Source organism: Nocardiopsis sp. CC223A (assembly GCF_030766825.1).
Taxonomy (GTDB): Bacteria; Actinomycetota; Actinomycetes; order Streptosporangiales; family Streptosporangiaceae; genus Nocardiopsis.
The window spans coordinates 1-11,350 of the sequence record NZ_JASFDV010000133.1 but is presented as its reverse complement, the minus strand read 5'-3'; the positions used below and the strand labels follow the sequence as shown (position 1 = coordinate 11,350).

General features: G+C 72.3%; 10 protein-coding genes and 2 pseudogenes. 6 read left to right on the top strand and 6 right to left on the bottom strand.

What is annotated here, in order from left to right; genetic code table 11:
• Positions 1–77: 77 nt before the first annotated feature.
• The 4 genes from QJS33_RS30215 to QJS33_RS30200 all read right to left on the bottom strand — a co-directional run bounded on the left by QJS33_RS30215 (position 78) and on the right by QJS33_RS30200 (position 4,685).
• On the bottom strand, positions 78–800 hold the full coding sequence (locus QJS33_RS30215) for a TNT domain-containing protein (protein ID WP_306371484.1): 723 nt from the start codon (positions 798–800) through the stop codon (positions 78–80).
• A gap of 154 nt (positions 801–954) precedes the next feature.
• Positions 955–2,286 carry a UDP-glucose/GDP-mannose dehydrogenase family protein gene (locus QJS33_RS30210; protein ID WP_306371483.1) on the bottom strand — a complete coding sequence of 444 codons (1,332 nt, stop codon included), beginning with the start codon at positions 2,284–2,286 and terminating at the stop codon, positions 955–957.
• 237 nt (positions 2,287–2,523) lie between these two features.
• Positions 2,524–3,153 (bottom strand): YIP1 family protein, encoded by a 630-nt coding sequence (locus QJS33_RS30205; RefSeq protein ID WP_306371482.1) that lies wholly within the window; start codon positions 3,151–3,153, stop codon positions 2,524–2,526.
• Positions 3,154–3,176: 23 nt separating this feature from the next.
• The gene (locus tag QJS33_RS30200; protein WP_306371481.1) at positions 3,177–4,685 is read right to left on the bottom strand and encodes an LCP family protein; all 1,509 of its coding nucleotides are present in this window, start codon (positions 4,683–4,685) and stop codon (positions 3,177–3,179) included.
• 306 nt (positions 4,686–4,991) lie between these two features.
• Between QJS33_RS30200 and QJS33_RS30195 the strand changes: the two genes are divergently transcribed.
• The 3 genes and pseudogenes from QJS33_RS30195 to QJS33_RS30185 form a co-directional block, all read left to right on the top strand.
• Positions 4,992–5,219, top strand: coding sequence for a TM2 domain-containing protein (locus tag QJS33_RS30195; RefSeq protein WP_306371480.1), 228 nt, complete (start codon positions 4,992–4,994; stop codon positions 5,217–5,219).
• 127 nt (positions 5,220–5,346) lie between these two features.
• On the top strand, positions 5,347–6,354 hold the full coding sequence (locus tag QJS33_RS30190; protein ID WP_306371479.1) for a glycosyltransferase family 2 protein: 1,008 nt from the start codon (positions 5,347–5,349) through the stop codon (positions 6,352–6,354).
• Between the two features lie 86 nt (positions 6,355–6,440).
• Positions 6,441–6,692: pseudogene (locus tag QJS33_RS30185) on the top strand (DUF4429 domain-containing protein); the annotation flags it as partial.
• A 152-nt stretch (positions 6,693–6,844) separates the two neighbouring features.
• Here QJS33_RS30185 and QJS33_RS30180 read toward each other — a convergent pair.
• Both QJS33_RS30180 and ispD read right to left on the bottom strand, forming a co-directional pair.
• A complete protein-coding gene (locus QJS33_RS30180; protein ID WP_306371478.1) occupies positions 6,845–7,615 on the bottom strand; it encodes a glycerophosphodiester phosphodiesterase in 771 nt (256 codons plus the stop codon).
• Positions 7,612–8,379, bottom strand: coding sequence for a 2-C-methyl-D-erythritol 4-phosphate cytidylyltransferase (gene ispD / locus QJS33_RS30175; protein ID WP_306371477.1), 768 nt, complete (start codon positions 8,377–8,379; stop codon positions 7,612–7,614). Before ispD ends, QJS33_RS30180 begins: the two co-directional genes overlap by 4 nt.
• Positions 8,380–8,863: 484 nt before the next feature.
• Between ispD and QJS33_RS30170 the strand changes: the two genes are divergently transcribed.
• From QJS33_RS30170 to QJS33_RS30160, 3 genes and pseudogenes are all read left to right on the top strand, one after another.
• Positions 8,864–9,712, top strand: coding sequence for an ABC transporter permease (locus QJS33_RS30170; protein ID WP_306371476.1), 849 nt, complete (start codon positions 8,864–8,866; stop codon positions 9,710–9,712).
• Entirely contained in the window at positions 9,712–10,590 is an 879-nt protein-coding gene (locus QJS33_RS30165) for an ABC transporter ATP-binding protein (RefSeq protein ID WP_306371475.1), read from the top strand. Before QJS33_RS30170 ends, QJS33_RS30165 begins: the two co-directional genes overlap by 1 nt.
• A 353-nt stretch (positions 10,591–10,943) precedes the next feature.
• A pseudogene (locus QJS33_RS30160) lies at positions 10,944–11,350 on the top strand (hypothetical protein); the annotation flags it as partial.

Sequence of the window (11,350 nt, the reverse complement as noted above, 5' to 3'; positions counted from 1 at the left end):
CCGTCTCCGGGGCGGCGGCCGTCGCCCCGCGCCGCCCTCCCCCGGGCCCCGGAGGGCCCGGCCCCGGGGGAACGGGCTCAGGAGAGGGTGTGGCCGGGGTACGGGTAACCGGGGAACGCGACGCACTCCCCGGCCGGGCGGGCCTCCAGGTAGCCCAGGTCGAGCAGTTCGTTCACGCGGGCGTGCCCGCCCTCCACCGGCTCGGGCAGCCCCTCGGCCGGGACCAGCACCTGCTCACCGCCGCCCGGCTGCTCGAAGTGCGGGGCGATCGGGCCGACCAGCACGGGCAGTTCGTCGGTCACCTCGAAGCAGGTGTAGTTGTTCTCCGGCCCGTCCGGCCAGGTGTTCAGCGAGTCCGGCGGCAGCGCCCGCTGTGCGTACGGGGCGCCCGCCGGGGCCAGGAATGTGCCCCAGGGCGACCCGAACCGGTCGAGCATCCACCCCTCGGGCAGGGTCGCGGACGCCGTGACGGGTTCGCCGTCCACGACCTCGAAGCCCAGGTGGTCGGGGTACTCCCAGCCGTCGGGGCCCCACCAGCGGTCCAGGAACCCGGCAGGGGTGAGCCCGCCGAACCTCTCGTAGCCCACCAGCAGCTCCGCCACCGGGCCCTCGTCGGGCAGCTCGGCCGGCCCCAGTCGGCGGTCGCCGCACACGTACCGCTCCAGGTCCTCGGCGGTGGGCGGCGGGTCGAGCACCGGGCACCCGGCAGGGGCGGGCGGGGCCGAGGCGTGGGCGTGGGCGGGGGCGGCCACCGCCAGCAGGGCCAGGGCGGCGGCCCCCGCGGCCAGACGGAACTTCACCGATCGGACTCCGTTCGTCACCGACGCGCGAGAACGCGACCACGCGTCGCCAAATAGCTACTAGGAGTAGTCAAGCATGATCGGGGCCGTCCGGGAACGGTGACGGCCGGGACCCCGCGGGGTCCCGGCCGTCACCGTTCGGAGGAGAAGGGGCCTACTGGCGGCCCAGCGCCCGGTAGGTCCAGCCCGAGGCCCGCCAGAAGGTCGGGTCCAGGGCGTTGCGCCCGTCCACGATCCGCTTGCGCGCCACCAGCCCGCCCAGCTCGTCCGGGTCGGCCTCGCGGAACTCCGCCCACTCGGTGAGCAGCAGCACCACATCGGCGTCGGTGACCGCCCCGCGCATGGAGTCGGCGTAGTTCAGCTCCGGGTGCGCCGCGCGGGCCCGCTCCAGCGCCGCCGGGTCGTACACCGTCACCTGCGCGCCCAGCGAGGCGATGGTGGCGGCCACGTCCAGCGCGGGCGAGTCGCGGATGTCGTCGGAGTTGGGTTTGAAGGCCGCGCCCAGCACCGCCACGCGGCTGCCCGCGAAACCGCCGCCGATGAGCTGGCGGGCGATGTCGATGGTGCGCGCGCGGCGCCGCTGGTTGATGGCGTCCACCTCGCGCAGGAACGACAGCGCGGGCTCCACGCCCAGCTCGTCGGCGCGGGCCATGAACGCGCGGATGTCCTTGGGCAGGCAGCCGCCGCCGAAGCCCAGGCCCGGGCCCAGGAACTTGCCGCCGATGCGGTCGTCGTAGGACAGCGCCTGGGCCAGCTGGATGACGTCGGCCCCGGCCACCTCCGACACCTCCGCCATCGCGTTGATGAAGGAGATCTTGGTCGCCAGGAAGGCGTTGGCCGCCACCTTGACCAGCTCGGCGGTCTGTAGGTCGGTCACCAGGAACGGGACGCCCTCGTCGACCTGCTTCTGCCACAGCGACCGCACGGCCTTCTCGACCCGGGGCGAGTCGGTGCCCAGCACGATCCGGTCGGGGCTCAGGGTGTCCTCCACCCCGAAGCCCTCACGCAGGAATTCCGGGCTCCAGCCCAGCTCGGCCTCCTCGCCGGCGGGCGCCAGCGCGGCCAGCCGGGCGGCCAGGGTCGCGGCCGTGCCCACCGGCACGGTCGAGCGGCCCACCACCACGGCGGGGCGGGCCAGGTGCGGCGCCAGCCGGTCCACCGCGGAGTTCACATAGCTCAGGTCCGCGGCGCCCGACTCGTCCTTCTGCGGGGTGCCCACGCAGATCAGGTGCAGGTCCGCGAACTCGGCGACCTCGGCGAACGAGGTCGTGAAGCGCAGCCTCCCCGACTCCAGCCCGGAGACCACCAGATCTTCCAGTCCGGGCTCGAAGAAGGGCACCCGACCGGAGCGGAGCATCTCGATCTTGGCCTCGTCGACGTCCAGGCCCAGTACCTCGAACCCCAGTTCGGCCAGGCAGGCCGCGGTGGTGGCGCCCAGGTAACCGGTACCGATGACGGAGACGCGCATACGGTCCGCTTCGATCACTGGTTGAGTCCTTCCTCGCTTTCGTCCGCGCCCGTATCCCATGGTTGTTCCCGCTGACGGCGGTGAGCACCCGGGGGAGGGCGGAAAGGCGGACATGAGTCGGCGTCGGGGGAACCCCGCACGCGGAGCATCACCCTACGCTCCGGGGCATGGCCCACGCCCGAACAGGGAGTGAACACATCAGGCGCTCAGATTACCGGTGCGTGCGCGGTATCGGACACAAGGCCCCGGAGCCCCTCAATCCCGGCGTTCGGACTCCCCGCCCAGCGGGGTCCACCCGTCCTCGCCCCGGGCGAAAGGGGTGGTCGTCCCGGCCGGATCGCCCTCCCGCGGCTCCCACACCTCGGTCGCGGCCCGGCGGCCGGGGACCTCGGGCACGGTGTCGCCGACCGGCGGTTCCGGCAGCTCCTCCCGCGGCCCGTGCACGCGTTCCCAGGGGGCGGCCACCATGGCGGGCCCGGTGGCCGCGACCGGCCGCCGCCAGCGGCCCGGCAGGGTCGCCGAGAACAGCAGGAGCGCGCCCAGCGGCAGCGCCACGGACACCCCCGGACCACCCGGGTACACGAAGCCCTCCGGATCGAGCCAGGACATCGCCGACGCGAGCGACGCCGGGTGCACCGCCGGCCACAGCGCCAGCACGCTCAGCGGCAACCCGGCGGCCCCGGCGGTGAGCGGCGAGATGCGGGCCGCCGCCAGGTACGCGCAGGCGAACCCCACGAGGACCAGCAGCACCGCGGCGGCGACCGTGGCGACCGCCACGTCGCCCTCCGACAGCCCGGGGAGTTCGCCCGCCGACCAGGACACGGAGATCCACAGCAGAGGGGCCAGGGCGATGCCGACCAGCAGGCCGAGCAGGTGGCGGAGCACGGGAGCACCTTCTTTCGCGGGGATCACCCGCAGATGTTGTCCCGGGCGGTCGAGGTGGACAGCGGGGCGTCCCCGGCAGAGGGGGACTCCTCCGGTTCGGGGGCCTCGACCTCCGGAGCGTTGAACGTCGTGTAGTTGAAGCCGATCACGATCTGGATCTCGTCGTCCAGAGTGGTGTCCTCCACCGTCTCGGCACCCGGGATCGTCCGGGCCACGTACTCGGCGGCCGCGGTGTCGTCGGCGCCGTGCCGGATCTGGGTGGCGGGCACGTTCCGGCTGCTCCAGTCGGAGGCGGCGTCGGGCACCTGGAACCCCGCACCGGTCAGGGAGCCGTCCAGGGACGCGCCCAGCCCGGGGGTGCCGGTGCCGTTGAACACCCGCACCCGGATGTCGGCCGGTGCCGGTTCGCGCTCCTCCTGCGCGGAGGGCCCGGCGGAGGGCTCCGTGATCGGGCGGTCGGCGTTGATGTCGGCGAACAGGTCGCGGGCGGCGGGCTCGTCCCACAGCAGGGCGACGTCGCCGCGCGGGGTCCAGAAGTCCATGTCGGCGATGGGCACCTGCGTGAAGTTCACCGCGGACATGTCCAGATCGCGCATCTGGTAGGCGAGCTGGTTGATGGTGGAGGTGTCCAGCCCCTCGTCGACGGTCACCGACGACAGGGCACTGTCCAGGAACGCGGTGAGCTTGCCGGGGTCGGACAGGGTCTCGCTGCTCAGCGCCCGGTCCAACATGGCCGACAACACCTGCTGCTGGCGGTCGATGCGGTCCAGGTCGCCGCGCGGGGTGGCCCGGGTGCGGGCGAAGGCCAGGGCCTCGGCACCGTCCACCCGGTGGGTGCCCGCCGCCATGTCCAGCCGGGCCTTGGGGTCGTCGATCGCCTCGGGCAGGCACACCTCGATGCCGCCGAGCGCGTCGACCACGCCGACGAACCCGGCGAAGTCCACCTCCACGTAGTGGTCGATGCGCACGTCCGTGACCGATTCCACGGTGCGCACCGCCAGCTGCGGGCCGCCGTAGGCGTAGGCGGCGTTGATCTTGTCCTCGCCCTCGCCGGGAATGTCCACCCACAGGTCGCGGGGCACGCCGACGACGGTGATCCGGTCGCGCTCGTGGTTGAGCCGGAGCAGCATCATCGTGTCCGAACGGCGCCCGGGCGTGGAGCCCACGCTCAGCGCGGTGCGGTCCTCCTCGGCCAGGGCCTCGCGGCTGTCGGAGCCGATGACCAGGAACGTCAGCCCGCCGGTCTCCTCGGGGCGGTCCCCGTCGGCCAGGCCGCCGAAGACGTCGAAGCGGTTGAGGCTGCCCGACATCCACCCGGTGATCGCCCAGGAGGTCCCCGAGGCGAGCAGGACCAGCACGGACAGGACCGACATCACGACCAGGCCCGCGCGGCGGCGGCGGACGGAGGGCGAGGGCACGGTGATCCGGCCGGACCGGGGGGAGCGCCGACCCTCGGGCGGGATCGGCCGGGACCGCTCACGGCGGAACTCGCCGCCGCCCGGTCGGTTCCGCCCTCCGTTGTCGTCGCTCATCGGTGTCCCCGTCCCACCCCGGTCAACGGTGTCCTCGATCTCTTAGGTTGTCACCCGATCCCCCGCGCGGTGTGAGATGTCGATCCTCGGCGTGTTGTTCTCGGCTTGGGGCGTCCCCGTCGGGATGGGGGAGAAAAGGGGGCGAGGATTCCACTGCGGGCCGAAGGCACTGGTCTGTGGTACCTTGTCGCCGGTCTGGCCGGTACCCGGCGCCGCATCGAACGGGGTGCGGCACCCGCCACCGGTCTCCTTCCCGGACATGGAGGTCTCCATGTCCGCAGTCCCCCTCATAATCCGGAGAAACCGATGACGCATCCCCCTGTCTCCCCCAAGAACTGGCTCACCACCGTTCTCCTCTCCTTCTTCCTCGGCTACCTCGGCGTCCACCGCTTCTACGTGGGCAAGACCGGCACCGGCATCCTGATGCTCATCACCTGCGGCGGTGTGGGCGTGTGGTCCCTCATCGACTTCATCATGGTGCTGCTCGGCAAGTTCGAGGACTCCGAAGGCCTCCCGATCAAGAACCAGGCCTGACCCGGCCGGCCGCGCCGGACGACCGGCGCGGCCGCCGCCTGCGGTGCAGTACCTTGGACGCGCGCGAGCGTTGATGCCCCACGCATCCGCCGTGCCGTCCGACACGTCTCTATCCTGGGAAGTGCCCGTGTCCTGGCCGCCGGTCTCCGTCGTCATGCCCGTCCTCAACGAAGAGCGCCACCTCGCCGCCGCGGTGGAGCACGTCCTCGCCCAGGAGTACCCGGGCGAACTGGAGGTCGTGCTCGGTGTGGGGCCCTCCGCGGACCGCACCCGCGAGGTCGCCGACGGGCTGGCCGCCGCCGACCCCCGGGTCAAGGTGGTGGACAACCCCACCGGCAGGACCCCGGCGGGCCTGAACGCCGCCATCGGCGCCTCCTCCCACGACATCGTCGCCCGCATCGACGGCCACGCGATGATGCCCTCCGACTACCTCCGCGTCGCCGTGGAGACCCTGGAGGAGACCGGGGCCGACAACGTCGGCGGCATCATGGCCGCCGAGGGCACCACGCCCTGGGAGCAGGCGGTCGCCGCCGCCATGACCTCCAGGATCGGCGTGGGCAACGCCCGCTTCCACACCGGAGGCGAGGGCGGCCCGGCCGACACCGTCTACCTGGGCGTCTTCCGGCGTTCGGCGCTGGAGCGCGTGGGCGGCTACGACGAGGCGTTCCTGCGCGCCCAGGACTGGGAGATGAACCACCGCATCCGCGAGAGCGGCGGCGTGGTGTGGTTCCAGCCGCGCATGCGCGTCTCCTACCGCCCGCGGCGCAACGTCGGGCTGCTGGCCAAGCAGTACTTCCACTACGGCCGCTGGCGGCGCGTGGTGGCCCGCCAGCACAAGGGCACCATCAACCTGCGCTACCTGGCCCCGCCGGTCGCCCTGACCGGTGTGGTCCTGGGCCTGCTCGGCGGCCTCCTGTGGTGGCCGCTGTGGCTGGTCCCCGCGGCCTACCTGGCGCTCGTGGCCGCCGCGTCGCTGCCGCTGGGCCGCGGCCTGCCCGCCGCCTCCCTGCCGCTCATCCCGGTCGCCCTGGCCACCATGCACATGTCGTGGGGCGCGGGCTTCATCACCAGCCCGCCCGGCCTGGGTTCGGACTCCCGTACCGCGCAGGCGTCCCGGGGCGCAGAGGCCTCCTGAACCGGGTGCCGCTCCGGCATGATGTCCCCATGGGCGAATTGCAGGGAGATCGGGCGGATCGGGGCTTCGACGGATAGACCGTCGACATCGTCTACAAGAAATCCTGGACCGGTAGCGCGCTCCTGAAGGGGCTCGGCCGCCTGAACGTGCCGGTGGGCGCGATCGTCGCGGTCGAGTTCACCCCCGGCGGCGGGCGCCGCAGGGGGTGGCTGCTCCGGCTCGTACTGCGCGAGCGCATGGACCCCTACGCCGCGGTCGGCGCCATGCTCCGCGACGACCTCCAGCCGTTCCGGCTCACCGGGCCCGCCAGGACCGAGCTGGTCGCCGAGTACCTCGCCGACCAGATCCGGTTCGCCGCCGGGCGGGCCGAGGGCGGGCCGGCCCCGGAGACCGTCACCGGGCCGGTCCCCGCCACGCCCCTGCACATCAAGACCCGGGAGGGCACCGCCACCCTGGACGGGACCACCCTGCGCCTGGTGTGGTCCGGCGTCTACGCCAGCTCCGCCTCGCGCAGCGCGGCCACCGCGCCGGGCACGTCGTCCACCACCACCGCGTCCATTCCGGCGGCCGCGAACATCGCCGCGTCCTGCGGGTCCGGGCACCAGGAGGCCACCTCCAGGCCCGCCCGGTGGGCCAGGTCCACGGTGTACTCCACCGACCGCCGCCCGGGCAGCGGCCCGTCGTCGGTCAGCCCGAACGACCGCACGTCCACTGCCACGATCGGGCAACCCAGCCCCACCGCGCCCGCGACCGCCTGGTCCAGCGGGTTGCGCACGAACGGCATCCACGCCGTGGGCACCTCCGGGGCGCCCTCGTGGACGGCCAGCAGCACACCGGGGTCGAAGGAGCACACGAACACCCGGCGGCGCCCGGCCTCCCGCCGCAGGTACGGCATCAGCAGCGAGGCGGTCCGCCGGGCGGGGGCGTCCACGGCGTCCTCCATCACCGTCTTGACGTCCACGTCCAGGCCCACCTGCCGGGGGATGGCGGCCAGGCCCTCCTCCAGGCCCACCAGCCCGGCCCGGGAGCACTCGGCCGCGGTCAGGTCCACCACCGCGCGCCCGTCGTCCAACGCGGCGTTGTGGTAGAGCACCAGCTCGTCGTCGGCGGTGCGCCGCACGTCGATCTCGATCCAGTCGGCCCCGGCCGCGACCGCGGCGGTGAAGGACTCCGGGGTGTTCTCACGGGCCCGGTCGACCACGCCGCGGCCCACGCCGCGGTGGCCGATGACCTCGGTGGCCTGACCGAAGACCCCGCTCACGGCGTCTTCTCACGCAGGGGGGCGTCCACCCGGGACCGGCGCAGCAGCGCTTCGGCCACCTCCACGTCCCCGGGGTTGGTCACCTTGATGTTCGTCTCCTCGCCCGGCACGATCCGGACCTCCGTCCCGGGCAGGTAGCGGAGCACCACCCCGCAGTCGTCGGTGGCGACCAGGTCCGGGTCGGCGGTCGCCAGAGCGTAGGCGCGGCGCACCGTCCCCAGCCGGAAGCCCTGCGGGGTCTGCATGCGCCGCAGCGAGGAGCGCGCGGGGACCTCGGCGATCGCCTCGCCGCCGGGGCCCGCGACCACGCGCACCACCGTGTCGGCGCTGGGCACCGCCACGCCCACGGCGTCCGCCCGGGCCAGCGCGGCCACGCAGGCGGAGACGGTCGCGGGGGAGACCAGCGGCCGCGCGGCGTCGTGCAGCAGCACGAGGTCGTCGTCGGCGGCGTCGGACACGGCGGCCAGGGCCGCCACGGAGGTGTCGGTGCGGGTGGCGCCGCCCGGCAGGACCCGGGTCACCTTGGCGAACCCGGCGTCGGCCAGCAGCTTCTCCACCCGGGGCACGTACCCGTCCACCATGAGCACGATGATCTCGTCCACATCGGGGCACGCCTCGAACGCGGACACCGCGTGTTCCAGGATCGTCCGCCCGGCCAGCGGTAGGAACTGCTTGGGGGCGTCCGCGCCCATGCGCGCCCCGACCCCGCCGGCCAGGACCGCCGCGATCACCCGCGGGCGCCCGGCGCCGTCCACCTCGTCCACCGATCTCCTCCTCTCGGCCGGTTTCCCATCGATGGCAAACCGCTGGTGCAGGCACACGGAACGGAGGGCGACACCGTGTCGACGCGACGGTTCCGGCTTCCCACGGGAACATCCGTGGTCACGGTGTCCCGGATGCCGCATCCGTGTTCCCGCTTCCTACGAGCCGAGGCTAGCCGACCGGTTCCGGCCACGTGCGGTCACGGTCCGGACACGGATGTGCAGCAGGTCGGTGGGCGCGCCCCGTCCGTCGCAGCGGTAATCTATGGACGCCTGTTCAATGTGCCCGGTCCGACCGCATCTCACCGTGGTCGTCGAGTCGGGCGCGGTCCGTGACAATCCCCCGGTCGCCCGGACACGTCCCCCCGTTTCCCCGGTCGTCGTCCGACCGGGGCCGTGGATCGCGCGTGTCGGCCGGTGCGCGCAGGCACGAGAACCCACCTGTCCGGTGGCGCGAGCGTGGACCGGACGGCAATTCTTTCGATCCTTGGAGGTGGCGGTGGCGTCAAGGGCGCTGGCCGTCTGGGAGCACCGGAAGGTCGTCGGCCTCCTGGTCCGACGCGACCTGAAGGTCAAGTACCAGCAGTCGATTCTCGGATACGCCTGGACGATGTTGGAGCCGCTGGCTCTGACCCTGGTCTACTTCGTCGTCTTCGGGTTGATCCTGGGAGCCGACCGCGGGATGCCCGCGGGTGCGATGGAGCAGGGCGGCTTCCTTCTCTTCCTGGTGGCCGGCATCCTGCCGTGGAACACGTTCGGGGCGATCCTCAGCGAGGCCCCCCGTGCGATGATCACGCACTCCAAACTGATCACCACGATGAAGGTGCCCCGGGAGATCTTCCCCACGGCCACGGTGGGCACCAAGTTCATCGAGTACCTGCTCACCTGGCCGATCCTGCTCCTCTTCGTGATCTTCCTGGGCGGGCGCCCCTCCTGGGAGGGCGTGCTGGTCTGGCTGCCGCTGGCGATCCTGCTCCAGTTCACGATCGGCCTGGGGCTGACCCTGCTGCTGTCCTCGGTCAACGTGCTGGTGCGCGACGTCGAGCGGCTCGTGCGCATCGCCTCCCGCATCCTGTTCTACGGATCGGCGATCCTGTACCCGGCGGCCATGGTGATGGACTCCGCGCGGGTGCCGGAGTGGCTCAAGGTCGCCTACCAGTTGAACCCGCTGCTGGGTATCTTCGAGATGCACCGGGCAGTATGGTTCTCCGGGTTCGAGGAGCTGACCCCGGGTCCGGTCGCGATCGCCTCCGCGGTGGTCGGTTCCCTGCTGATGCTCGTCATCGGATACTGGACGTTCCGCCGCCTGGAGATGTCCGTCCTGAAGGAGTTGTGATGGCCCAGACCGACTACGGCACCGACCTGGCGAACGGCCCGGTCATCGAGGCCAAGGGCCTCGGTGTCAAGTTCGCGGTCAACCGCCGTCGCAAGCGCAGCCTGCGGGAGATGTTCATCCACGGCACCAAGCGCGACCCCAACGCCGAGGGCGACGAGTTCTGGCCGCTGCGCGACGTGTCCTTCGAGGTCGCCCGCGGCGACTGCGTCGGTATCGTCGGCAAGAACGGCACCGGCAAGTCCACCCTGCTGAAGATGATCGCCGGGGTGCTCATCCCCGACGAGGGCGAGGTGCAGGTCCGGGGCAAGGTCGCGCCGCTGCTGGAGCTGCGCGCGGGCTTCAACGACAACCTCACCGGCCGCGAGAACGTGTACCTGGTCGGCTCGCTGCACGGGATGACCGAGAAGCAGATCGACGAGCGCTTCGAGGAGATCATCGACTTCGCCGAGATCAAGCCGAAGTTCGTGGACACCCCGGTGCGCCACTACTCCAGCGGCATGAAGGTGCGGCTGGGCTTCGCCCTGATCTCCCAGCTGGAGCACCCGATCATGCTGGTCGACGAGGTGCTGGCGGTGGGCGACAAGGCCTTCAAGCGCAAGTGCTACGAGGCCATCGAGCGGATGCTGGCCAACCACCGGACCATGGTGCTGGTCTCCCACAACGAGGGCGACCTGCGCCGGTTCTGCAACCGCGGCCTGTACATCAAGGGCGGGGCGCTGGCGCTGGACACCGACATCGACGCCGCGCTGGCCGCCTACAACGAGGACACCAAGGCCGAGATCGCCAAGCGCAAGAAGGCCGAGGAGGCCAAGAAGAAGCGCGCGGAGGAGGCCGAGAAGAAGGCCGGCGAGGGCAAGGACGGCGGCCAGGCCGCCTGACATCCCCGCCTTCTCTCCGCGAGGGCGCTCACGGGGTTCCGGAGACCCGGAGCCGAGGCCGCCGCTCTCCGGGCCCCGCACGGTGAAAGAAGCAGGCGGCCGGCCGCAGGCCATCCGTTGAGGGTGGTGGCGGGTGGTGGCGGGCGACGAGCGGTCGCAGCGGAAGGCCGAAGAAGCACAGTGCGCGCTGCCGGAGGATTCCGGCGGTGCGCACTTTGTCTTCCAGCCCGACCGAAATACCGGCATGCTCGCTCTGAACAGGCCAAACGGACACCTCTGGCGTGTCAGTGATTGATTGACCACAGAGCGTGGGCGACGGTTGCCCTCACCGAGAATTCGAGAGGGACACGTCCATGGCCAACGGCACCGTGGCGCGGTCGACCGCGCGCTTCCTCGAACGCAGGCACGTCACCCGGGCGGGGATGAGCCGGATCGCCGTGATGGTCTCCGTCGGCGCCGCCGTCTGGTTCACCCGGCCGGACACCGTGGGCGGGCTGGCCGGCTCGGCCTTCCTGGTGGCGGTGCTGTTCTGCGACTCCGTCCGCGAACGCATGCGCGCCGGGCGCCACGACGCCCTCACCCTGTGGCTGGCCGCCATGCTCTCCCAGTTGCGCGAGTACATCGTCTACCTGGGCCTGGCCGTGGGCGCGGTGCTGGCCGGGGTCGGCGGGGCCTGGGGGTGGGCGGCCGGGGCCCTGGTGGCCCTGGCGCTGCGCGACGCGCTCCTGGTGGCCCGTGAGGCGCCTCCCGCACCCCCGCC

Excerpts from the sequence above, each read along its gene's own strand:
- QJS33_RS30200 (WP_306371481.1), bottom strand. The coding sequence starts at position 4,685 with ATGAGCGACGACAACGGAGGGCGGAACCGACCGGGCGGCGGCGAGTTC.
- QJS33_RS30195 (WP_306371480.1), top strand. The coding sequence starts at position 4,992 with ATGACGCATCCCCCTGTCTCCCCCAAGAACTGGCTCACCACCGTTCTC.
- QJS33_RS30165 (WP_306371475.1), top strand. The coding sequence starts at position 9,712 with ATGGCCCAGACCGACTACGGCACCGACCTGGCGAACGGCCCGGTCATC.